Consider the following 20,298-nt stretch of genomic DNA (forward strand, 5'->3'; position numbering starts at 1 on the left):
TCTGTGACAACCCTCATGACTTGTATTGGTGGAATTTTGCAAGTGTAAAATCGCCTGAATTTCCCATGAGATAAGGGCTGAGCGGTGATTGAATTTTTATGAGATTTTTCTCGTTTTGCTGTTGAATTTTGATATGACGCACGTTGTTTCAGAAGAATATGACGAGGGAATGACGCCGGAAATAGGGGGGAATATTCGGCGAGATTGTAAGGAATTATATTTGATATGCGAGAGTCCCGGATGGCGGCGTAAACGCCTTATCCGGGTGACAAAACCGTAGCCCCGGTAAGCGCAGCGCCGCCGGGGATATTCCTGCTTACTGGAAGATTAAAAATCCCAGTCCTCATCCTCGGTTTCCACCGCTTTGCCCATCACATAAGACGAACCGGAACCCGAGAAGAAGTCATGGTTTTCATCCGCTCCCGGTGAGAGGGCAGCGAGAATTGCCGGGTTTACTTCTGCCATTTCCGTCGGGAACAAGGGCTCATAGCCCAGGTTCATTAGCGCTTTATTGGCGTTGTAACAGAGGAAGGCTTTCACATCTTCGGCCCAACCCGACTCCGCATATAAGTCCTCGGTGTAGGTCACTTCGTTATCGTAGAGATCCATCATCAACTCCAGCGCGAAATTTTTTAATTCTTCACGCTTTTCACTGCTGACTTTTTCCAGCCCTTTCTGATACTTATAGCCAATGTAATAGCCGTGAACCGCCTCGTCGCGAATGATCAAACGAATCAGATCCGCCGTATTGGTCAGTTTGCCGCGGCTGGACCAGTACATCGGCAGCCAGAAGCCGGAATAGAACAAAAACGACTCCAGGAAGACGCTGGCAATTTTCTTCTTCAGCGGATCATCGGCACGGTAATACTCCAGAATGAGCTGTGCCTTACGCTGCAACGCGCTGTTCTCTTCACTCCAGGCGTAGGCCGCATCCACATCTTTCGTCTGGCACAGCGTGGAGAAAATCGAGCTGTAAGAGCGAGCATGCACCGCTTCCATAAAGCTGACGTTCGATAAGACCGCCTCTTCATGAGGCGTCAGCGCATCGGCCATTAATGTCGGCGCACCCACGGTATTCTGAATGGTATCGAGCAGCGTCAGCCCGGTAAAAACGCGGATCGTCAGTTGCTGTTCCGCGTGGCTCAGCGTCTGCCAGGCGGGGATATCGTTCGACAGCGGTATTTTTTCCGGTAGCCAGAAGTTACTGGTCAGGCGGTTCCAGACCTCAAGATCTTTATCATCCTGAATCTTGTTCCAGTTGACGGCGCTCACGCGTGATAGTGGTTTCATCCTTTTCTCCTTACAGCGCGCAGGACACGCAACCCTCGATTTCAGTCCCTTCCAGCGCCAGTTGGCGCAGGCGGATGTAGTACAGCGTTTTGATACCTTTCTTCCACGCATAAATCTGCGCTCTATTAATGTCGCGCGTGGTGGCGGTGTCCGGGAAGAACAGCGTCAATGACAACCCCTGATCCACATGACGCGTGGCCTCAGCGTAGGTGTCGATGATCTTCTCCGGCCCGATTTCATAGGCATCCTGATAAAACGCCAGGTTTTCGTTGGTCATAAACGGGGCAGGGTAGTAAACGCGCCCGGTTTTGCCTTCCTTGCGAATCTCAATTTTCGACACGATAGGGTGAATACTCGACGTGGCGTGATTGATGTAAGAAATAGACCCGGTGGGCGGAACCGCCTGCAGGTTCTGGTTGTAAATGCCGTAGCGCATCACGCTCTCACGCAACTGCTCCCACATATTGCGGTCAGGGAGGGTGATGCCGCTTCGGGCAAAGAGCGCACGGACTTTCTCTGTTTTTGGCTGCCAGTTCTTTTCCAGGTACTGATTGAAAAATTCCCCGCTGGCATAGCGCGACTGTTCGAAGCCTGTAAAACGCTGGTTGCGTTCGCGGGCCATCATCATTGAGGTATTCAGCGCGTGCCAGGTGATGGTGTAAAAATAGAAGTTGGTGAAATCCAGCCCCTCTTCACTGCCGTAGGCAATGCCTTCACGCGCCAGATAGCCGTGCAGGTTCATCTGCCCCAGGCCAATAGCGTGCGATGCCGCATTCCCCGCTTCTACCGAGGGAACCGAGCGGATGTGGCTCATGTTTGAGACCGCGCTCAGGCCACGCACCGCCGTTTCCACCGTGCGGCCAAAGTCAGGCGAATCCATGGTATGGGCGATATTGAGCGAGCCGAGATTGCAAGAGATATCGTGGCCAATATCCGCGTAGTCCAGGTTTTCATCCAGCGTGGACGGGCTATTCACCTGCAAAATCTCGGAGCACAGGTTGCTCATATTGATACGCCCGGCAATGGGATTGGCGCGGTTCACCGTATCTTCAAACATGATGTACGGATAGCCTGATTCGAACTGGATTTCCGCCAGCGTCTGGAAGAAATCGCGTGCGTTGATGTATTTCTTACGTACGCGGTCATCGGCAACCAGTTGTTCATACATCTCGCTTACTGCGATATCACCGAAGGGTTTGCCGTACAGGCGCTCCACGTCATAGGGTGAAAACAGCGCCATGTCAGCATTGTCTTTTGCCAGACGGAAAGTGATATCCGGGATCACCACACCCAGTGAGAGCGTTTTAATACGAATTTTTTCGTCGGCGTTTTCCCGTTTGGTATCGAGAAAACGCAAAATATCCGGGTGGTGCGCGTTGAGATAAACGGCACCCGCTCCCTGGCGCGCGCCTAGCTGGTTTGCATAAGAGAAGGCATCTTCCAGCATCTTCATCACCGGAATCACACCCGACGACTGGTTCTCAATGCGTTTAATCGGCGCACCGGCCTCGCGCAGATTTGAGAGCAAAAAGGCCACGCCACCGCCGCGTTTGGACAACTGCAACGCTGAGTTCACCGCGCGGCCAATGGATTCCATATTGTCTTCAATACGTAACAGGAAGCAGGAGACCAGCTCGCCGCGCTGCTTTTTGCCGCAGTTGAGGAAGGTCGGTGTTGCTGGCTGGAAGCGACCAGCCAGGATCTCATCGGTCAACTGCTGCGCCAGGGTTTTATCTCCCTGGGCGAGGGTAAGCGCGACCATGCACACGCGGTCTTCGAAATGCTCAAGATAACGTTTGCCGTCGAAGGTTTTCAGCGTATAGCTGGTGTAGTACTTCCATGCGCCAAGGAACGTCTGGAAACGGAAACCGCTGGCATGGGCGTGAGCAAAAAGGTCGACCACGAAAGCGCGATCATAACGCGCCAGCACGCTTTCATCGTAATACTCTTCCTGCACCAGATAGTTAAGGCGCTCATCCTGGCTGGCGAATGTCATGCTATTGGGCAGAACATGGTTGCTGTAGAACGCGTCTACCGCCTGGTGGTCTTTGTCGAACTGGATGCGGCCTGCTTTATCGTACAGATTCAGCATGGCGTTCAGCGCATGGTAATCCGGTGCGGCTTGCATTACGCGCTCTGCGGTTGTCGTTGCCAAAATTCGCTCACTCCTTTACGCACGTTTTCAATGTCCTGCTGGGTTCCCATCAGCTCAAAACGGTAGAGATACGGCACGCCGCATTTCTGCGAGATCACATCTCCGGCTCGCCCGTAGGCTTCGCCAAAATTGCGATTGCCGGAGGCGATCACGCCGCGAATCAGCGCACGGTTATGCTGATCGTTTAAAAAGCGGATGACCTGACGTGGCACGGCACCTGCCGTACCGCCGCCGCCATAACTGGGAACAACAAGAATGTAGGGTTCGTCTACCCGGATGCGCTCACGCTCATTGAGTGGAATACGCACCGCCGATATCCCCAGTCGCTCAATAAACCGCTGCGTGTTTTCCGAGCTGCTGGAGAAGTAGACGAGGGTGCTCATGCGCTGGCCACACGCGGTGCGGTGTGCAGGCGGTTGATCATATCCGGGCGGAAGCCAGACCATTGGGTTTCACCTGCAACCACGACCGGTAACTGACGAAAACCCATTGCGCGCAGTTCATCTGCAGCGTCCGGTACCAGATCGACATTCACCATTTCGAATTCAAGGCCGCGGCTTTCCATTGCCCGTTTTGTGGCGTGGCACTGTACACAGTCATTTTGAGTGTAAATAGTAATGCGCATGATTCGTGTTTCCATTTAAAATAAGAGAACGACGCGAAGGTTCGCGTCAGTCGTGTGTTCGTTACTAAAAGGAATACTAGATGTAGTTGATAAAAGTTTCAACCACACAACATATAGGAAATTGAGATTGGTTTTTCCTGTTTGATGAGCGCAACGAGGAGGGGGCTGTATATGCGTAAAACAGGCCAGCAGGCAATAAAAAACCCCGCACGTGCATCACGTCCGGGGTTGAGGAGGGGAGAGTAAACGGGGTTAACGGCGGTTACAAATCAGCGCACCCAGGAAAATCCCGACGGCGGCAACTGCCCCCAGTGCATAGACCGGATTCTCTTTCACATAGGTACCCGCACAGCTTACCGCGTCACGCGCTGCCTGATGTGCTGGTGTCCGACCATGCAGACGCGCCCGAGTCTCTCTTAACAGCGCCTGCGCTTTACGACGCGCGGTATCCGCTTCGTCTTTTGCATCGCTACCCAGAGACTTGAGTACATCTTCCAGGCTATCGGCCAGTTTATGAACATCATTCTGGATATCCTGAACGCCATCATCTACATCACTGCGATTAGGTCTGTTAAACATCGGATCCTCCTTTGTTTTCGATGTGAATTTTAGTTTAGACCATAATTTTGTGCCGCTAATCACCGAAACGGCATTTGCCCTCGTTTATGGACTTTTCTGAAAGCGTTGCTAATGCTGAGTAATGTAAGGTTGCGGTGCAGTAAAAAGATGACGAGGAAAATATATGTATTTACGACCCGATGAGGTGGCACGCGTTCTTGAGAAAGTGGGTTTTAGAATGGATGTTGCGACGACGAAAGCTTATGGTTACCGCCGTGGTGACAATTATGTGTATGTAAATCGAGAGGCGCGCATGGGCCGTACGGCGCTGATCATTCACCCCACGCTAAAAGAACGAAGTCTGTCCCTTGCGGAGCCCGCCTCGGAAATCAAGACGTGCGATCACTATCAAAACTTCCCGTTATATTTAGGCGGGGACGCGCAGGAACATTACGGTATTCCACACGGTTTCAGTTCCCGGCTGGCGCTTGAGCGTTTTTTATCGGGCCTGTTCGGCGAGTTTCAATAAGCAGTGACAGGCGCAGGCCTGTCACTCTACCCTCAGGCTTTCGCCTGCTGAAAGCTCACGCCAAACAGACGGCGGCAGTAATCCAGGAAGTAGCCGTACAGCGCACCCATCAGCATCGACAGTACCGCATTTGAACTCACCGCTGCGACAATTTGATGCCAGTCGGCGCCGACAGTCAGCAAAATAGCGACATATACCGGTGACTGGAAGGTGACATAGGCCACAACATCCGCCAGTGTTCGCATTCCGCTTTTCGGGCTAATACGGCGGGCATAACGCATGATCGCATCGCGATACAGACCATAAGGCCAGGCAATAATAATGTTGACCGGAATAGCAACCAGACGTGATGAAAGTGACTGCTCGAAGGTCATTCCAGAGAGGAATATTTCAATGAGCATGTTCACTACCGAACAATAGACAACCATTGCAAAGGTGTCTGCTACGGCATGACGCAGGCGGGACTGCGAAGAGAACATGGTACTGCTCCTTGAAAAGAGAAAATAAGCTGATACCGGACGGTAACTAGCGGTTTGCTGTGGCACATTTTATGGTGCTAGATTATATGTCTGGATATAAACTAACAACTAGCTAATAATTTTTATTTATTTTCTTTTTCTGGATAAATTGCTCTGCCTTTGCCTGTTTTTTACGCATTTCGTTATTTTTGTTGGGAGGGGCAGTAAAAGCATTTGATATCATTAACTTATGGATGAGTTGTGATGTTATTCACAAAATGACTTACCGTAGCAAAGCGTACTTTTAGCGAACAATCCTTCCCTGATGTTCATAATTCAATCAGTAGCATTTTTTATGCTATACAAACGCTTTTACCAGCGTTAAATGCTGTTTCTTTGATTGGGTAAATATGCGAATTCTTTGCATAAAGAAAGGTGATGAAGGGTGGGGAAATACAGATAAGTTGCGGTGAGAAATGCTCACCGCAAAAAGGAATTAGCAGACGCCGAAATCGCCGTCTTCTTTATAAAGAGACACGTCCGCAGCTTTAAGGGTAATTTTCTCTGCCGCGTCATTATGCACCGGTACGGCAACGATTTGGTCCTCATGCACTTCAATGACTTTTAACTTCGGTCCGCCAATACGCGGCTGCACTACATCACCAACAGTAATCATATTGTCCTCCTTATTTCCTGGTCATTAAACCTTAGCGCGAACTGCTCGCAAGGTACAGTTGGGCCGGATGATGACTGCTATTGATGAAATGTTGTTTTGCGTAAAAGAGGGTAAAAGCGCAAGGCCCGGCTGGCGGTGTTCCGTAAAGTGGCTAAGCTTTTACATTAAATTCCTTTTTTAACAATCACCTGCATTTTTATCGCAATGGAGAAGTTATGGGTTTCTGGCGTATTATTTTTACGATTATTCTTCCCCCGCTGGGCGTACTCATTGGTAAAGGCTTTGGCTGGGCTTTCATTCTCAACGTAATTCTGACGTTGCTTGGCTATTTCCCTGGCCTGATTCACGCTTTTTGGGTTCAGTCACGTGACTAAGTGGCGAAGGGCGAGAGCTTTCGCCCTTATGTTTTTATAACTGATTGTTAACCTGATATTTTCTCCGTTTTGTTGTGCGAGTCCGTAAAGTTCTTCGCCATTGAGACGATAAAAAATACGTTTGGCATCAATTCTAAGGAGAAGATATGAGCATTAAGGATGTAAGTTCGGCTGCCTCGTTGAGGGACATGCCTGCCACTACCCGTTTGGAAACGGTGCATGCCGTGACGGGGAAAAACGTTGATCCCGTTGATTCCGTTGAGGTCAGTCTGTCGCCGGAAGCGATGGCGCAAGCGAGGGATAACTTAACGCCGCCGACTCAGGAGGAGATAGACGCGAGCGCCCGCGAAGTGCTCAACCTGCGTAACCAGGCGATAGCGCGTATGCCAACGGGACCGAGCCTTGCCAGTGATTTCTATTCCGATCCCGCCACCGCCAACGACGCGGTCAGTTTTCAGGCCTTTTTCCAGAACGCCACGGTTAACGCCGATGAGATGGCTGACGCACTGCATAAAGCCCTGACATCCCCAACTCAAAACGGGGATTACACCACCAATGCGATGGATCTGGCCTTAACACAAGCCAAGCTGAATCTGGTGGTACAGAAGTATGTGGCAACGGATTACCAGACTGAGGCCAGCGCATTTGTCGCTCAGTTTATTAGTGATAAATCTTCACAGGCCGATCAGATGACCAAAGTGGTCCTCACTCAGGCGAGCAGACTGGCGGAAAGCCTGGGGGATCGCGACCAGGCACAGCATCATCAGGATGCCCTCGCACAACTGGCAGAAGGAACGCACTCTTCCCAGACAGTCCGCAATGCAATGCTGAGCCTCACCGCCAGTACCACAGACAGTGATGCCTGGTTCTCTTCAATCAACAACTGGGTTGCGAAAAATCGCTCGTTACCCTACATCCGTGAAATTGAGCAAGGCCATATCAGCGCACTACAGGAGCAGTGGCAGAGTTTTGTCACGGGCCTGAAAACGGATGTCTAATCCGCTGCCCCTCATTGACGGATGAGGGGCGATTAATAGCCCACGGTATAGACGCGCCCTGTCTGCACGCCTTCAATACTGCGGCGATAAGCCAGCGCCACCCGCGCGGCTGGCACGCTCTCAAACCCCGGAAAGAAGGAGCCGTAAGCTTCTTGCGATTCACTCAGCATGGTCGGGCTAACGACATTTATACGCTGCCCGTGTTTCAGTTCGCACGCCGCTGCCTTCACAAAACCTTCCAGCGCCGCGTTGACCGTCGTGGCATTGACCCCTTGCGCGATAGGCTCCTGGCCAACAATCCCGCTGGTTAGCGTAATTGAGCCACCCTCGTTCAGGTAATGTTGCCCTGTCAACGCCAGACGTACCTGACCGAGCAATTTATCCTGCAGGCCAATTGCAAAATCCCGGCTGGTCATTTTCTCCAGCGGCCCAAAGAAAAGATTGCCGGTGGTGGCGACGATAGCATCGACTCTCCCCACATTTTCAAACAGTGCTGCCACGCTCTCATCGGACGTGATATCAACATGGACATCACCACTGGTGCGCCCTGCGCGGATAATGTCATGCTGACCCTGGCTCAGCTCCTGCTCAACCGCCCGACCTACGGTACCACTTGCGCCAATCAGTAAAATTTTCATCGTTATGCTCCTCTGTTGCAGTAGTGGCTATTCTTCCGCTAATTATTTATAAGATAAATGAGCTAAACGTTAATTGATTACTAACTGTGGGTTAGCAATATGGATAAGCTGCGCAGTATGGAAGTGTTCATTACCGTTGCGGATTGCGGCAGTTTCACCCAGGCGGCAAGTCAATTGAATCTGTCGGCGGTGATGGTGGGGAAATACATCGGTGCGCTGGAGGAGCAGCTTGGCGCAAGGCTGGTGGAGCGCAATACCCGGCGACAAAGTCTGACGGATGCCGGGCGTGTCTATTATGAAGAGGCACGCCGGGTGCTTGAGCAGGTACATATGGCGGATACCTCCATTGAACGACTGCGCGATACTCCCGCCGGTACGTTGCGGGTAAGTGCCTCCACGACGTTTGGCGCCTGCGTAGTGGCTCCGCTGACTGCCGCCTTTCTTAATGCGCATCCGCAGGTACGCGTCGAACTGGATCTGAGCAACCGACGGGTTGATCTGGTTGATGAAGGATTCGATCTGGCGATCCGCATTGGTGGGTTACACAACGATGACGTGGTTGCAAAGCCACTATGCCTTTATCGCATGGTGATTTGTGCTTCACCCGATTACCTGGCGCGGCACGGTGAGCCACGTACGCCGGATGATTTACAGCATCATCGCTGCCTGTCGCACATGGTCTGGAACGCGAATAACGAATGGAAACTACCGGGAACGGACGGTGACATGTCCTGGCGGCGAGACCCGGTATTTCGTTGTAATGACGGGCAGGCATTGCGCCTTGCCGCTGTTGCGGGAGCGGGGTTATTACTCCAGCCGGAGATCTTACTGACCGATGAGCTGGCAGGCGGCAAACTGGTACGCGTGTTAACGGACTTTGCGCCACAGCCGCGCCAGGTGTGGCTGCTTTATCGCCAGCAGCGCCGTCCGTTACCTAAGCTCACTCGCTATGTTGCTCATTTGCTCGACCATATCAACGCGTGGGTTGCCCCTTCCTGAGAGTGACAGCGCGCAATATACAGGGCTCCAGCAGCCGGGCGACCGCAGCAAACACCGGCACCACCACGGAGTTACCAAACTGACGATAGGCCTGTGTGTCCGACACCGGAATGCGAAACGGTTTTTCGCCAGGTTTCTCAAAACCCATCAGGCGCGCGCATTCGCGTGGCGTTAGCCTGCGCGGACGACGCTGCTGGTTGGCGGCGTCGCTAAAGTTGCTTTCACCCAGCGCTTTATCCCAGCCGCGATCAACCAGAATTTCTGAGCCATCTTTGTGATAGCGGGCAGATAAGGTTCGTGCCACGCTGGCTGCATTCGTGGGATCAACCAGTCCAAATCCAAAACCGTTGCCTTTCGCCGCGTGCTTCTTCGCATAATGGAAAAGGTAATCCCACAGTTTGGGCGACAGCACATACTTCGCATCAACAGTGGGCTCAAGGAGCTCACCGAAGGTCGGTCTGCTGCGCGGATAGAAGCGGTCGATATTACGCAGGGTAAAATCTTGCTTTAGCTGTAAATCGCGGCGAAAACCCACCAGAACAATACGTTCGCGGTGCTGGGGCAGAAAGTGTTTGCCATCTACAATCTTCGGGTCATCTTTACCGGTCGCTTCGGCGTCGGCCACGTCGTACCCCAGTTCATCAAGGGTATTCATGATCACGGTAAAGGTCTTCCCCTGATCGTGGCTTTTCAGGTTTTTGACATTTTCCAGCACAAAGATAGCCGGGCGTTTGGCTTTAATAATCCGCGCGACATCGAAAAAGAGCGTGCCTTGCGCTTCGCATTCAAAACCATGGGCGCGACCGAGGGCATTCTTTTTACTCACCCCGGCTAAGCTGAACGGCTGGCACGGAAATCCTGCCAACAGGACGTCATGATCGGGGATCTGTGCGTCGATATGCGCATAGGCCTGCGCGTCGGTGACGTCCGGTTTACCGCTCAGCGTAACTTCGCGAATATCCTGATTAAAACAATGGCTGCTTTCGTCGTTGTACCAGTTAGCTTTGTAAGTCCGCACCGCATTTTTATTCCATTCACTGGTAAAGACACACTGTCCGCCAATGGCTTCAAAACCATTGCGGATACCGCCAATACCGGCGAACAAGTCGATAAAGCGGAATTGATAATGCGGATGGTGCGCAGGCGGCGAAGGAAGCATTTTGCGCAGTAAGGCTTCCTCGGCGGCGGTCAATGGCGCAGGGGTGCCTTTGCCGTTGACCCGCCGGTTTAATCTTTCACGACTCCATTCGTTTTGACCCAGTTTGCGTAACTGTTCCGCCACATACTTTTGTCCGTAGATTTCCAGTACCCGGCCCAGCAATGCGTTGTCGTCTTCTCGTTGCCGTTTGTCTTCTGCTTCGGCCTGGCGCTGAAGCTCCTGCGCGATTGAATCAAATTCCGACATGACGTCTCCTTGGGTTAATGCGTGAAAATATATCACTCATTTGACCCAGAGGAGAGTTTTACCTGCTGTTATCAGTGAATGTTGGGACGGTACGCAAAACCGCGTGCGCTCTGCGTGTTATCCAGCAAAGGGAACGGTATACGTCTAATGGTGGGGCAGCGACACCCATTTATAGCCCAACAGCATGGTGCCAAGGATGATCGTTGCCGTGGCGCTGAGATGCATCAGAAAATCCAGCGCACTCACATGGGTTGGGTGGCAAAGGGCCAGTAATGTCAGCGCCATGCAGGCGACGCCAGCCCCGGCGGCTGCCAGGCTCCGGGCGGGAAATAACGTGCGGGTACGGCGTAGATAACCAATCACGATCGCCATCATCGGCACGCTCACCACAACCATAAAGAGATAACAATTTGTTCCCGCCTCGCTGCCTTGTACCGGGAGGTGGTGATGCAACTGCATATTGGCAAAGGAAAGTGCGAGCCAGAGGCTAACCAGCGGCGTAAACCATTTCCAGCTCAGGGATTGCTGCCCGGCAATGCTCAGCAAAAAGGCATTACGGATAGCCAGCGCGCCGGTAATAAAGGTCAGAAATAGCTGCAAGATAACCCACGCAGCGCCTGTCTGAGACCAGTCGGTAAAGGTCCGGTGCACCAGAAAACTGGCCAGCGCCCCACAGGGCAATGCCATCACGATCCACGCTACAACCCGCCATCCTGGCTGCCACGGACGTTTTACGGGCTCGATAGTACGACTTAACTGCTCAATAAAAAGATCATGATCGGCCATGATGCGCTCCTAACCGACGAAGGTTACTTAATGCGCGATGCAGCAGAGACTTAACGGCCGCCACCGTCAGGTTATTGTGCGTCGCGGTTTCTGAAAGGGTCATTTCGTGCAGGTGTACATGTTCAATTACCTGCCGCTGGCGCGCCGGAAGCTGGTTTAACAGCATGGCGAGTTCTTCCCTCGACTGGTGTTGTTCGGCCAGATAACGGTCTTCGCTTGCGTACTCAGACGCCTCGCTGTCGTCTTGCTCGCGCTGGCGATGACGGCCACGACGGCGTAGCGCATCAACCGAACGGGCATGGGCAATAGCCATCAGCCACGGTAAAAAAGGCGAAGCGGGATCGTAGGTGTGACGTACCCTGTGCACGGTCAGCAGCACATCCTGAATGACATCTTCAACCAGCATGTCATCGTCAACCTGCTTACGTACCAGCGAGCGGATAACCGGTACCAACGCCTTTAGCAACTGCGTGTAGGCCGCCTGATCGCCGGCCTGGGCAAGCGCCATCAATTGCGGCCATTGCTCACGTGTTGCCTCATGTTTTTCCATATTCCGCCTTACTTACGGCCTCATGTCTTTTTACCGCTGGCCTGTGTCAGGGCGTTGACCACTATCGACGGGGTGAGCACCTGCGGCAAAATTTTCGGTTCGCTGCCATCTGCCGGATAGACCACATACAGCGGCAGGCTGCCCTGACCCAGGGCGTTCATCGTGTCATCGATATCGGCATTAAATTTGGTTGAGTCTGCCACCATATAAAGTGTGCCCGTGCGCGCCAGCGCCTCTTTCACGGCCTGCGTAGACAGCGATGTCTTCTCGTTTACCTGACAAGTGATACACCAGGATGCGGTGAAATTGACGAAAATCGCTTTGCCGTGGCCACGATTATCCGCCACATTCTGCGGCGACCATTTTACCTCTTCGACATGTGCCGTCGTCTCAAGCAGGGCGCCATTTTTGATTACCGACGGCAGCGGAACAATCCCTGCCAGAATCAGCGCAGCGGTGACTGCAAACAACGCGAGATGTCGCTTACCGGCAAAGCGCCGTTGCTGCGCCATACCATAGAGCCAGGCGGCGAAACTCAACACTACAGCGGCCGCCAGAATCGCGGCGAGCGCGGTGGTACCTGCCTGCTGAGCCAGCACCCATACCAGCCAGCCGAAGGCGCCGAACATCGGAAACGCCAGGCCACGTTTTAGCGTATTCATCCAGGCGCCGGGGCGCGGTAGCCATTTTCCCAACGCCGGGAAGAGGGAGATAAGAGTGAATGGCGCGGCGAAACCGAGTGCGAGTGCAAAGAAGATAACCAGCGCCACGGCAGGTGGTTGCACCAGCGCATAGCCAATAGCGCCTGCCATAAACGGGGCGGCACAGGGGGTTGCCACAATGATCGACAGCGCCCCGGTTAGCGCTGCCCGGACAAACGCACCGCGCTCAACGGAAATTTCCCCGGCGCGCTGCATCGACAGACCCACTTCAAACACGCCAAGTAAATTCAGCGCAGCGCCCAGAATAACCAGTGCGAGGCAGGCAATCACCAGCGGCGACTGGAGCTGAAACCCCCAACCGACGGCGGTACCACCCGCGCGTAGGGCTAACAAAACCGCGGCCAGTATCAGCATGGTGACAACCGTGCCGAGTAAGAAGCCAAGCCCTTCTTTGCGCGTCTGCACCGTACTGTGCGAATGGCGAACCAGCCCCAGCGCCTTAAGCGAGATTATCGGGAAAACGCAGGGCATAAAATTAAGGATAATGCCGCCTGCGAAGGCGGCCAGCATTGCGGTTAACATAGTGAGTCTCTGATGGCTAATGGGGGGGGTGACGTCCGCCTTTTACGAGTGCGAATTTGCGTACTGTTTCACCGCATCCATCGTTTTCTGAATATGCGTTTCCGGGTTTCTGTCAGTGTAGCTCAGCAGGATCTTACCGTCCGGCGCGATAACAAATGAGGTACGGTCAGAAAGGGTTTTGCCATTCATCTGCATCAGCGTCTGGTACTCAGAGGCGACTTTTGCGCCAGGGTCAGCCGTGACGGTGAACTTATCGCGGCACTCCAGTTTAGAGAACTCATCCACCTGGTCCACATTACCTGCGGTCACGCCAATGACGGTCGCGCCCAGTTTTTTGAAGTCATCCGTGGCTTCGGCAAAGGCGTGGGCTTCGATGGTGCAGCCTTTACTGAATGCCGCCGGGAAAAAATAGAGCACGACCGGGCCTTTTTGTAGGGCTTGTTTCAGTGAGAACGTCAAAGGCTTGCCCGCCAGTGCGCCCTGCAATTGAAAATCGGGGGCCTGTGCACCGGTTGGCAATGCGGCCTGGGCATTGAACATCGGCATTGAGACGCTAAGAAGTACGGCAGAGGTAAGGCTCAAAAAGAGTTTTTTCATCGGTGTCATGTTGCGCTCCATGGGGTTAGGGAATTTAACGCTCATAGACAGTTCGCTGGATGTCGCGGGAAAGTTTCGCCTGGGGTAAAAAATTTTCCTCAGTGAAAAAGCGATTTAAATGCGGAGCTTTTTCACGATGCGCCAGGTATGGGTAGCAAGGAAGACTTTTGTGGCTGGTTGCCATTTTATCCTGCCTGGTTATTTGATAGTCGGGTGTCAGCATCGGCTTGATGCCGGGCCGTTGCGTTTCAAAAGTATATTGCAACGGGTATTAATTTTAATGATCCGGCCTTTCGGGAACCGACCTGGGATGTTATTGGCCCGGTTTGGCCTGGTAACCTGAACATCTGTTTATCAGGCTCTGCTGCTTATATTAGACGCGGATGGTTTTATTGTAATAGAGAGTAAAGGATTACATTTAGCTAAACCGACTTGCTGCGACGGGGATGTGAATATCAGGCGAGTGCGATAAAGCGCAGTAGTACAAGGGAGAATATGACGGTGTGTTTTAATTCTCTGTCATGTGCTTAAGATTATTCTGTAGTTGATGGTCAATCATCTTATGTTATCGGCAGGGTGGGCGGGTTTCACTATATAAAACTTTTCATAGCATTGCGGGGGAGCGTGCCTCCCCCCATAGCTGGATATTAGATTGCGAAATCTTCCAGTTTTTTCCCTTTCTCAAGCGCGGAGGTAATCGCTTTAGGCGTGCGGCCCTGGCCTGTCCAGGTTTTTTCGCTGCCGTCTTCGTCGATATATTTGTATTTCGCCGGGCGAGGTTCACGGGTCGATTTGGTTTTTGTCGCTTGTCCTTTTAAGGAGGAGATGAGCTCTGCCGGGTCAATGCCTTCCTCAAGAAGTTTCACACGAAACGCTTCGAGTTTTGCCTGTTTATCTTCGAGTTCCTTACGCTGAGAGGCTTCTTCTTCGCGGCGTTCTTCAACGATGACCGTGAACTTTTCGAGAATATCTTCAAGATATTCCAGGCTAACTTCACGCGTTTGAGCACGCAGTGTGCGAATGTTGTTTAAGGCTTTCAGTGCTTCTGACATTTGCAGATCCTTTTACTTGAATTTGGTGGTGTTTCGAATTGCTTCTTTGCGAATGGTTCCTGGAAACCAAACGAGCGTATCACTTTTGTTTCTCAGGTGGACACAATATATATACCGCCGATGCAAAATAATTTATAGCAAATTATGAATGGAAATGTCTGTCTTTTAGTGTCATTACTCTTTTTTTTCTAAGTAGAGTATTTCGCTGCTCAGTAAAAGCATAACCACTTCCCTCATCCTTATCAATTTTATGGGTAGTCATCTCTGAAAACCCCTTTCGCAACGGGTCTTTTTTCTTCTCAATACCCTTACTCCCGGTAATTGACCGTCACGCTTTGCTTATATCCGAAATAGAATGAGAAAGATTTGTGCGCTTTGTCGCGAATTCAAAATCATGTCGCACAGTTTGTTCAGGCCAACCAGTTGCGTCAGGAAGATGCATTGTACTTGATAAGCGGCAAGCTAAGCGTGTGAAATAGCGCTTTAAGAAATACCAACTGCAGGTGTCTTCTCTTCACGCTTTTTGCTAAGTGCATTTATCCAGCTCGACAAGAAGTCTGTTTAGCTCATACTGAATGTGCTTCCGACGCTGTTTTAATAGCAAGCGGGCCGGAATGATCCGCTCGATGATTGTCGGTTTTTTCTTTATATACTCAGCTACAAGTTTTTTAATATCTTCTACTGACCAACCTTCCATTACCGGTGTTGGGTTATAAATAATATTAGCCTGGAGGGCTGGGGCAACCTCCTCATCCAGGATCACGAAGATCGTTTCCCGGCTAAGCCCGGATTCCTTTATTACCTGAGCCATCCATCGATAGTCATAATCCTGGAGTTCCCGCCCCGTGAAAAGCTCCGATAATGCATACCAGACAGGGACGCGGCTCGCCAGCGCGCTTTCGGCAATATGCATTCTTTTCTCCCCTGCGGTGGAACAGACAAGGCGCTGGGAGAAGTTTTGCTAAACGAATGGAACGTGTCAACGCTATTCAGGACGGGTCATATACAACAAAAAAGCCCGCAGGGCTTGCGCCGTGCGGGCTTTCAGGACTTCATCGGATGACTCTGGTAATCACCGATGGAGAATTTTGGGGCTGGCGGAGTCTGAATTGGGTTTGTAACTTGTTGTTTAATGGCTGATAACCTTCAGTTCAATTTTCATTTTGGTCCCATTGTTGGTCCTAAAAGAAAATGTCAGGTATTTTGCAGGGAGGGGAGGTTACAGCAGGAGTCTCTTCGTCTGTGAGATTAGCATTTTGCTTTCCTTAAGTCTGCTCTGTATTTAAGCGTTTATTTCACATTAGTTTTTAGCAAGCCGGTAGAGCGCCTTGCTCGCAGAATATCCACTACGGAAATATACGGGGTTTGTTCTTGCCACGAAAATCCCTTTCGGTCGATTCGAACCAGTTCGTATTTTTCGACAAGGAAGTTCACCGCATCGCTTAGCGATACTCCAGCATTAATATGTTCCTGAATAACTGTTTTATCACTGAACGGCGTGTCGTTTAGCGTCAGGCCATAGTGTTGTTCCAGCAGGTGTGTCAGTAACATTTGCCAGACAGCCACGGGCGACAGACAGGGCTTCGTCGCCCGCGAAATTGTAGCAGGTAGAGTTTTCATGTTTGCTCTCGTGAAATTCGTTAGCGTTGAGTGGGATAGACGGCGATGTATACATAGCCGCAACTGCCAAGAGTGTCGGCTTCGCAGGTGAAACCGTTGTGGTACAGGGTGACACAGTGGGCATGGCGGGGATTCATTTCACCAGTGGTCAGCATCGATTCCATCTGGCTGATAAAGTGCGGGAATGTTTCATCCAGCTTCCGGCATTCAGCGTCACTGAATTTACCGGTGATACTGGCCCGGTCAGCCAGATAGTACAGCCGGTTGCCCTCCTGTACCTGACGGGCTCCCAGACGCGGCGTGATATCCCGCTGCAGGCCCCATGTAATGTTGCTCATTTATAACCACCTTTATTGTCAGTTCAGAGTGATACTCATCAGACAGGCATAGGGCCCGTTGCGGTCCTGGCGGCATTCGGCGTATACAGTCAGCACGCCGGGAATGTCAGGAATCACCTTACCGGTGTAATGACAGACACTGCCGTGCTACTGGTATCTGCCGGTGCAGTATCGAAAAATGCGGGAGGCCGGATGCTGGCGGTAAATCGTCATCGCCCGGCGTTTACTGATAATTTTCATGTCATACCTCAAAGCAGACCGTGTTCAGCGAAAGACAATATCTGCGTACCACCTACGATAAGGTGGTCAGGCACACGGATATCAACGAGCTGAAGCGCCTGCACCAGACGCTGCGTGATGGTCTTATCTGCCTGGCTGGGCGTGGCGTCGCCGGAGGGATGGTTATGCGCCAGTATCACTGCGGCTGCATTGAAATACAGGGCGCGTTTGACCACCTCACGGGGATGTACCTCGGTGCTGCTAATGGAACCGGCAAACAGGGTTTCATGGGCAATCAACTGGTTCTGCTGATTCAGATACAGCACCATAAACTCTTCGCGCTCCAGCCCCGCCATTTTCAATTTCAGCCAGTCACGGGCGGCCTGGGTAGAGGTGAATGCTACGCCTGTTTCGCGCAGATGTCGGTCAAGCAGGTTAAGAGCTCGTTTTACTGTCCTCTGCGTGTTCAGGGACAGCGAGCCATGCTCCGGATGAAGAGATGTATCCATTTTCTGTTTTCCGTTAAGTAAGGAATATTGATGAGGGAAGTATTACTTCAAAAGGCCCGCGGTCTTACCATACAGTTTCAGGGCCACACTAAAGGTTGGATCGATGGCTTCAAACCATGCCCAGATAGTCGTGATGCCAGTTCCGGCTGGAAAATGTAAGAAAGGCTCGCTTATAACCACTTCGTCATCCTCCTCTGTTACCAGCGCGTGTTTTAGCAACTCCCACAGGGCATCAGACCGGGACAGTTCTTCACTATTCATTACGATCACTCAGTCAGTAATGCGAATAATTGCGTTGGATTCAGGGTGCTGCAGGGCATAACCCCGCAGGCGGTAATAGTGCTCAGTCATGGCATCGCATTCAGTGCGACAGGCGTGATGGCTGTATTCAATCAGGCAGACAGCGATGCCTGCGGCTTCCACGCTCATTTCCGCACCATTGCCGTTCATGCTGTTGAACAGAGGCCATTTATCGTCACTGTCAGCATCAGGGGCAATAAACGCTCCGCCATTACTGAGCGTGTAAAAGGACCAGATACCACCGCTGTATTCATCACAGAAGCGGTCCATCCAGGTGAAAATGCGTGGTTCCAGCGTTATCCACTGCGGGATGGAGCCAAAGAGTTGAGGCCAGAAATGGATACGCTGTTCGTCAGGAACTGACGTGGCGGTAAGGTTGAGTTGCGGTTCTTTCGCGGGTACCAACTCGCATTGAGTTTGTGTCGTCATGGATTTTCTCCGTAAATAAAAAACGCCAGCGGCGATGGCTGGCGTACAAGGGGGTAAAGAACGTGTGGGAATGTTAAATGTCTTCTGATGAATAGCAGTGGTCAGTCAAAGGATGAAGCTATGGGGTACCGTTCCGTCGGAGAGCGCGATTAAGGCAAGCTTCGGCACTTGTTTCAAAAGTCTATGCCGCCAGGCCATCCGGCTTTCAGAGTCACGAACAACCACGTGGAAGTGACTGGCCTGGTTGCCCTCGATAGTGATGTTGCGATAGAGGTCAGTGATTACTTCAGTGTACTGGCGGAGCAAAGGTTCAGATGGTAATAGAGAAAGTTCTGACATTTCCTCATGCCTTTTAATGCATTAACCCCCGGCGCTAAAGCGACAGGGGCTGATGATTTGAAAAATATTGAGTCTTATTGTTATCAGTCAACCCTACTGCTGACGGTTTTGCTTCGCTTTATCCCACGAAGGGCGATTTTTGCCCGAAAAGGATTTGACCAATGACCAGTATTCAATCGGAAACTGTTTAACCAGTTCACCATGAAGACGAATATCAATGGTTCGATATTGACCATTGTTCATTGTTCCTTCAGCAAATATGGCGTCTTTGCTGCATGTTCCCGTATCATACTGGCTCCAAAACTGCTCTGGTCTGCTGACAACGTAGAAATCCCCCATGGCACACCCGTTGAGCGATTTATGATTAATCACTGCCACCAGATTTGTAGTATTCATCACAATGACACACGTACCTGGTTTTCCATTACATGAATCGCCACGGATAATCTAGACACTTCCGAGCCGTTGATAATACTGGTTTTCATATTCTGTCGGTGACATCTGTTCGCTAGAACCATGCCGACGCTTACTGTTATAAAACATTTCGATGTAATCAAAAATATCACTGCGGGCTTCTTCCCGCGTTCCGTAGATCTTTTTCTTTATCCGTTCACGTTTCAACAACTGGAAAAAACTTTCTGCAACCGCATTATCATGGCAGTTACCGCGACGGCTCATGCTACCCTCCAGGCCGTGTGATTTCAGGAACGACTGCCACTCATGGCTTGTGTACTGACTGCCCTGATCCGAATGAACCAGCACCTGTTTTTCGGGATTACGCCGCCATACAGCCATCAGCAGTGCGTTCAGGACAATGTCCTTTGTCATCCGGGATTGCATGGACCAGCCGATAATTTTGCGTGAGAACAGATCAACAACAACGGCAAGATACAGCCAGCCTTCGTGGGTCCTGATGTAGGTTATGTCCGTTACCCAACGCTCATCAGGAGCATCCGGATTGAACTGTCGCTGGAGCCTGTTGGGTGACACGATACTGGCCTCGCCTTTACGTGCCCGCGGGCTTCGGTATCCGACCTGAGCCTTTATTCCGACACGTTTCATCAGTCTCCAGACTCTGTTTACTCCGCACTGTTGCCCGCTGTCACGCAGATCCAGATGGATTTTGCGATAACCATAGACGCATCCCGACTCCAGCCAGAACTGTTTAATCTGTCCTGTCAGTCTCAGGTCTGCCTGATGGCGTTGTGAATGCGGCTGCTGAAGCCAGGCGTAAAAACCACTGGGATGAACATCCAGCACCCGACAGAGCAGGCGAACAGGCCAGCAACAGGAGTTGTCACGGATAAAGGCGTACCTCAGTCGGACAGCTTTGCGAAGTACGCCGCGGCTTTTTTTAATATGTCCCGTTCGTCGGTAACCCGTTTCAGCTCTTTCTGGAGACGGCGGATCTCGGCCTGAGCATCTGACTGTTCTTTATTAGTGGAAGAATCCGGACCGTACTTCTTTATCCAGGCATAAAGGCTGTGGGTGGTGATATCGAGACGTGTTGCAACGCTGGCAACAGAATAACCGCGATCAACAACCTGTTTGACTGCTTCAGTTTTAAACTCTTCGGGATAACGCTTACCGCTCATGGGCACCTCTCTTTA

Annotated in this window: 27 protein-coding genes and 1 pseudogene; 4 read left to right on the top strand and 24 right to left on the bottom strand. The window is 51.6% G+C overall.

Annotated features, from left to right (window positions below; genetic code table 11):
• Nucleotides 1–327: 327 nt before the first annotated feature.
• The 5 genes from nrdF to ACS0RQ_RS05725 all read right to left on the bottom strand — a co-directional run bounded on the left by nrdF (nucleotide 328) and on the right by ACS0RQ_RS05725 (nucleotide 4,649).
• On the bottom strand, nucleotides 328–1,290 hold the full coding sequence (gene nrdF / locus ACS0RQ_RS05705; RefSeq protein WP_271849995.1) for a class 1b ribonucleoside-diphosphate reductase subunit beta: 963 nt from the start codon (nucleotides 1,288–1,290) through the stop codon (nucleotides 328–330).
• Between the two features lie 10 nt (nucleotides 1,291–1,300).
• A complete protein-coding gene (nrdE, locus tag ACS0RQ_RS05710; RefSeq protein ID WP_271849994.1) occupies nucleotides 1,301–3,445 on the bottom strand; it encodes a class 1b ribonucleoside-diphosphate reductase subunit alpha in 2,145 nt (714 codons plus the stop codon).
• Entirely contained in the window at nucleotides 3,418–3,828 is a 411-nt protein-coding gene (gene nrdI, locus ACS0RQ_RS05715; RefSeq protein WP_271849993.1) for a class Ib ribonucleoside-diphosphate reductase assembly flavoprotein NrdI, read from the bottom strand. The genes nrdE and nrdI overlap by 28 nt, the downstream gene beginning before the upstream one ends.
• On the bottom strand, nucleotides 3,825–4,070 hold the full coding sequence (nrdH, locus tag ACS0RQ_RS05720) for a glutaredoxin-like protein NrdH (protein WP_271849992.1): 246 nt from the start codon (nucleotides 4,068–4,070) through the stop codon (nucleotides 3,825–3,827). The genes nrdI and nrdH overlap by 4 nt, the downstream gene beginning before the upstream one ends.
• Before the next feature lie 252 nt (nucleotides 4,071–4,322).
• Entirely contained in the window at nucleotides 4,323–4,649 is a 327-nt protein-coding gene (locus ACS0RQ_RS05725) for a DUF883 family protein (RefSeq protein ID WP_193794190.1), read from the bottom strand.
• A gap of 163 nt (nucleotides 4,650–4,812) precedes the next feature.
• Here ACS0RQ_RS05725 and ACS0RQ_RS05730 point away from each other — a divergent pair, with 163 nt between their 5' ends.
• Nucleotides 4,813–5,157, top strand: coding sequence for a DUF2002 family protein (locus ACS0RQ_RS05730; RefSeq protein WP_271849991.1), 345 nt, complete (start codon nucleotides 4,813–4,815; stop codon nucleotides 5,155–5,157).
• Between the two features lie 32 nt (nucleotides 5,158–5,189).
• On the opposite strand, the gene alaE is transcribed toward ACS0RQ_RS05730, so the two are convergent.
• Both alaE and ACS0RQ_RS05740 read right to left on the bottom strand, forming a co-directional pair.
• Nucleotides 5,190–5,636: an L-alanine exporter AlaE gene (gene alaE, locus ACS0RQ_RS05735; protein WP_047369158.1), complete on the bottom strand. Its 447-nt coding sequence runs from the start codon at nucleotides 5,634–5,636 to the stop codon at nucleotides 5,190–5,192.
• A gap of 475 nt (nucleotides 5,637–6,111) precedes the next feature.
• Nucleotides 6,112–6,291: a GDFGVC terminal motif YodC-like protein gene (locus ACS0RQ_RS05740; protein WP_071194717.1), complete on the bottom strand. Its 180-nt coding sequence runs from the start codon at nucleotides 6,289–6,291 to the stop codon at nucleotides 6,112–6,114.
• A gap of 215 nt (nucleotides 6,292–6,506) precedes the next feature.
• Here ACS0RQ_RS05740 and ACS0RQ_RS05745 point away from each other — a divergent pair, with 215 nt between their 5' ends.
• Complete coding sequence (locus ACS0RQ_RS05745; RefSeq protein ID WP_039077593.1) at nucleotides 6,507–6,665, top strand: YqaE/Pmp3 family membrane protein; 159 nt, start codon at nucleotides 6,507–6,509, stop codon at nucleotides 6,663–6,665.
• Nucleotides 6,666–6,811: 146 nt separating this feature from the next.
• Nucleotides 6,812–7,663, top strand: coding sequence for a hypothetical protein (locus ACS0RQ_RS05750; protein WP_271849990.1), 852 nt, complete (start codon nucleotides 6,812–6,814; stop codon nucleotides 7,661–7,663).
• A gap of 32 nt (nucleotides 7,664–7,695) precedes the next feature.
• Here ACS0RQ_RS05750 and ACS0RQ_RS05755 read toward each other — a convergent pair whose 3' ends face one another.
• Nucleotides 7,696–8,301 carry a short chain dehydrogenase gene (locus ACS0RQ_RS05755; protein WP_271849989.1) on the bottom strand — a complete coding sequence of 202 codons (606 nt, stop codon included), beginning with the start codon at nucleotides 8,299–8,301 and terminating at the stop codon, nucleotides 7,696–7,698.
• Between the two features lie 99 nt (nucleotides 8,302–8,400).
• Between ACS0RQ_RS05755 and ACS0RQ_RS05760 the strand changes: the two genes are divergently transcribed.
• Nucleotides 8,401–9,300, top strand: a complete 900-nt coding sequence (locus ACS0RQ_RS05760) for a LysR substrate-binding domain-containing protein (protein WP_271849988.1) — start codon at nucleotides 8,401–8,403, stop codon at nucleotides 9,298–9,300.
• Here ACS0RQ_RS05760 and ACS0RQ_RS05765 read toward each other — a convergent pair.
• From ACS0RQ_RS05765 to ACS0RQ_RS05840, 16 genes and pseudogenes are all read right to left on the bottom strand, one after another.
• A complete protein-coding gene (locus tag ACS0RQ_RS05765; protein ID WP_271849987.1) occupies nucleotides 9,275–10,705 on the bottom strand; it encodes a DNA cytosine methyltransferase in 1,431 nt (476 codons plus the stop codon). The genes ACS0RQ_RS05760 and ACS0RQ_RS05765 overlap by 26 nt on opposite strands.
• Nucleotides 10,706–10,849: 144 nt before the next feature.
• A complete protein-coding gene (locus ACS0RQ_RS05770; RefSeq protein ID WP_271849986.1) occupies nucleotides 10,850–11,491 on the bottom strand; it encodes an NrsF family protein in 642 nt (213 codons plus the stop codon).
• A complete protein-coding gene (locus ACS0RQ_RS05775) occupies nucleotides 11,478–12,041 on the bottom strand; it encodes an RNA polymerase sigma factor (RefSeq protein WP_271849985.1) in 564 nt (187 codons plus the stop codon). The genes ACS0RQ_RS05770 and ACS0RQ_RS05775 overlap by 14 nt, the downstream gene beginning before the upstream one ends.
• A 20-nt stretch (nucleotides 12,042–12,061) precedes the next feature.
• Nucleotides 12,062–13,285: a protein-disulfide reductase DsbD family protein gene (locus tag ACS0RQ_RS05780; RefSeq protein WP_271849984.1), complete on the bottom strand. Its 1,224-nt coding sequence runs from the start codon at nucleotides 13,283–13,285 to the stop codon at nucleotides 12,062–12,064.
• 42 nt (nucleotides 13,286–13,327) lie between these two features.
• Nucleotides 13,328–13,891 (bottom strand): peroxiredoxin, encoded by a 564-nt coding sequence (locus ACS0RQ_RS05785; protein ID WP_039077585.1) that lies wholly within the window; start codon nucleotides 13,889–13,891, stop codon nucleotides 13,328–13,330.
• Between the two features lie 638 nt (nucleotides 13,892–14,529).
• Nucleotides 14,530–14,934 carry an H-NS family histone-like protein gene (locus tag ACS0RQ_RS05790; RefSeq protein ID WP_039077584.1) on the bottom strand — a complete coding sequence of 135 codons (405 nt, stop codon included), beginning with the start codon at nucleotides 14,932–14,934 and terminating at the stop codon, nucleotides 14,530–14,532.
• A gap of 526 nt (nucleotides 14,935–15,460) precedes the next feature.
• On the bottom strand, nucleotides 15,461–15,847 hold the full coding sequence (locus ACS0RQ_RS05795; protein WP_271849982.1) for a DUF7079 family protein: 387 nt from the start codon (nucleotides 15,845–15,847) through the stop codon (nucleotides 15,461–15,463).
• A gap of 377 nt (nucleotides 15,848–16,224) precedes the next feature.
• The gene (locus ACS0RQ_RS05800) at nucleotides 16,225–16,554 is read right to left on the bottom strand and encodes a TA system toxin CbtA family protein (RefSeq protein ID WP_032733644.1); all 330 of its coding nucleotides are present in this window, start codon (nucleotides 16,552–16,554) and stop codon (nucleotides 16,225–16,227) included.
• A gap of 20 nt (nucleotides 16,555–16,574) precedes the next feature.
• Nucleotides 16,575–16,892: a type IV toxin-antitoxin system YeeU family antitoxin gene (locus ACS0RQ_RS05805; RefSeq protein WP_047028247.1), complete on the bottom strand. Its 318-nt coding sequence runs from the start codon at nucleotides 16,890–16,892 to the stop codon at nucleotides 16,575–16,577.
• Between the two features lie 18 nt (nucleotides 16,893–16,910).
• A pseudogene (locus ACS0RQ_RS05810) lies at nucleotides 16,911–17,132 on the bottom strand (DUF987 domain-containing protein).
• 8 nt (nucleotides 17,133–17,140) lie between these two features.
• Entirely contained in the window at nucleotides 17,141–17,620 is a 480-nt protein-coding gene (locus ACS0RQ_RS05815; protein WP_105628386.1) for a JAB domain-containing protein, read from the bottom strand.
• Between the two features lie 42 nt (nucleotides 17,621–17,662).
• Nucleotides 17,663–17,881 (bottom strand): hypothetical protein, encoded by a 219-nt coding sequence (locus ACS0RQ_RS05820; protein WP_256025402.1) that lies wholly within the window; start codon nucleotides 17,879–17,881, stop codon nucleotides 17,663–17,665.
• 9 nt (nucleotides 17,882–17,890) lie between these two features.
• Entirely contained in the window at nucleotides 17,891–18,349 is a 459-nt protein-coding gene (locus tag ACS0RQ_RS05825) for an antirestriction protein (RefSeq protein ID WP_256025400.1), read from the bottom strand.
• Between the two features lie 105 nt (nucleotides 18,350–18,454).
• On the bottom strand, nucleotides 18,455–18,688 hold the full coding sequence (locus tag ACS0RQ_RS05830; protein ID WP_235016469.1) for a DUF905 family protein: 234 nt from the start codon (nucleotides 18,686–18,688) through the stop codon (nucleotides 18,455–18,457).
• A gap of 93 nt (nucleotides 18,689–18,781) precedes the next feature.
• Nucleotides 18,782–19,087, bottom strand: coding sequence for a hypothetical protein (locus ACS0RQ_RS05835; protein WP_334634577.1), 306 nt, complete (start codon nucleotides 19,085–19,087; stop codon nucleotides 18,782–18,784).
• A 48-nt stretch (nucleotides 19,088–19,135) separates the two neighbouring features.
• Nucleotides 19,136–20,283 (bottom strand): IS3 family transposase gene (locus ACS0RQ_RS05840; protein ID WP_085949497.1). Its coding sequence is split into 2 segments (ribosomal slippage): nucleotides 19,136–20,046 and nucleotides 20,046–20,283, totalling 1,149 coding nucleotides; the frame shifts between segments, so codons are not numbered across the junction.
• Nucleotides 20,284–20,298 lie beyond the last annotated feature (15 nt).

The organism is Phytobacter diazotrophicus (assembly GCF_052061655.1).
Lineage (GTDB): Bacteria > Pseudomonadota > Gammaproteobacteria > Enterobacterales > Enterobacteriaceae > Phytobacter > Phytobacter diazotrophicus.

What these genes read in the sequence shown, in the direction of transcription:
- nrdF (WP_271849995.1), bottom strand. Translation starts at nt 1,290, where the DNA reads ATGAAACCACTATCACGCGTGAGCGCCGTCAACTGGAACAAGATTCAG.
- nrdI (WP_271849993.1), bottom strand. Translation starts at nt 3,828, where the DNA reads ATGAGCACCCTCGTCTACTTCTCCAGCAGCTCGGAAAACACGCAGCGG.
- nrdH (WP_271849992.1), bottom strand. Translation starts at nt 4,070, where the DNA reads ATGCGCATTACTATTTACACTCAAAATGACTGTGTACAGTGCCACGCC.
- ACS0RQ_RS05725 (WP_193794190.1), bottom strand. Translation starts at nt 4,649, where the DNA reads ATGTTTAACAGACCTAATCGCAGTGATGTAGATGATGGCGTTCAGGAT.
- ACS0RQ_RS05730 (WP_271849991.1), top strand. Translation starts at nt 4,813, where the DNA reads ATGTATTTACGACCCGATGAGGTGGCACGCGTTCTTGAGAAAGTGGGT.
- alaE (WP_047369158.1), bottom strand. Translation starts at nt 5,636, where the DNA reads ATGTTCTCTTCGCAGTCCCGCCTGCGTCATGCCGTAGCAGACACCTTT.
- ACS0RQ_RS05740 (WP_071194717.1), bottom strand. Translation starts at nt 6,291, where the DNA reads ATGATTACTGTTGGTGATGTAGTGCAGCCGCGTATTGGCGGACCGAAG.
- ACS0RQ_RS05745 (WP_039077593.1), top strand. Translation starts at nt 6,507, where the DNA reads ATGGGTTTCTGGCGTATTATTTTTACGATTATTCTTCCCCCGCTGGGC.
- ACS0RQ_RS05750 (WP_271849990.1), top strand. Translation starts at nt 6,812, where the DNA reads ATGAGCATTAAGGATGTAAGTTCGGCTGCCTCGTTGAGGGACATGCCT.
- ACS0RQ_RS05755 (WP_271849989.1), bottom strand. Translation starts at nt 8,301, where the DNA reads ATGAAAATTTTACTGATTGGCGCAAGTGGTACCGTAGGTCGGGCGGTT.
- ACS0RQ_RS05760 (WP_271849988.1), top strand. Translation starts at nt 8,401, where the DNA reads ATGGATAAGCTGCGCAGTATGGAAGTGTTCATTACCGTTGCGGATTGC.
- ACS0RQ_RS05765 (WP_271849987.1), bottom strand. Translation starts at nt 10,705, where the DNA reads ATGTCGGAATTTGATTCAATCGCGCAGGAGCTTCAGCGCCAGGCCGAA.
- ACS0RQ_RS05770 (WP_271849986.1), bottom strand. Translation starts at nt 11,491, where the DNA reads ATGGCCGATCATGATCTTTTTATTGAGCAGTTAAGTCGTACTATCGAG.
- ACS0RQ_RS05775 (WP_271849985.1), bottom strand. Translation starts at nt 12,041, where the DNA reads ATGGAAAAACATGAGGCAACACGTGAGCAATGGCCGCAATTGATGGCG.
- ACS0RQ_RS05780 (WP_271849984.1), bottom strand. Translation starts at nt 13,285, where the DNA reads ATGTTAACCGCAATGCTGGCCGCCTTCGCAGGCGGCATTATCCTTAAT.
- ACS0RQ_RS05785 (WP_039077585.1), bottom strand. Translation starts at nt 13,891, where the DNA reads ATGACACCGATGAAAAAACTCTTTTTGAGCCTTACCTCTGCCGTACTT.
- ACS0RQ_RS05790 (WP_039077584.1), bottom strand. Translation starts at nt 14,934, where the DNA reads ATGTCAGAAGCACTGAAAGCCTTAAACAACATTCGCACACTGCGTGCT.
- ACS0RQ_RS05795 (WP_271849982.1), bottom strand. Translation starts at nt 15,847, where the DNA reads ATGCATATTGCCGAAAGCGCGCTGGCGAGCCGCGTCCCTGTCTGGTAT.
- ACS0RQ_RS05800 (WP_032733644.1), bottom strand. Translation starts at nt 16,554, where the DNA reads ATGAAAACTCTACCTGCTACAATTTCGCGGGCGACGAAGCCCTGTCTG.
- ACS0RQ_RS05805 (WP_047028247.1), bottom strand. Translation starts at nt 16,892, where the DNA reads ATGAGCAACATTACATGGGGCCTGCAGCGGGATATCACGCCGCGTCTG.
- ACS0RQ_RS05815 (WP_105628386.1), bottom strand. Translation starts at nt 17,620, where the DNA reads ATGGATACATCTCTTCATCCGGAGCATGGCTCGCTGTCCCTGAACACG.
- ACS0RQ_RS05820 (WP_256025402.1), bottom strand. Translation starts at nt 17,881, where the DNA reads ATGAATAGTGAAGAACTGTCCCGGTCTGATGCCCTGTGGGAGTTGCTA.
- ACS0RQ_RS05825 (WP_256025400.1), bottom strand. Translation starts at nt 18,349, where the DNA reads ATGACGACACAAACTCAATGCGAGTTGGTACCCGCGAAAGAACCGCAA.
- ACS0RQ_RS05830 (WP_235016469.1), bottom strand. Translation starts at nt 18,688, where the DNA reads ATGTCAGAACTTTCTCTATTACCATCTGAACCTTTGCTCCGCCAGTAC.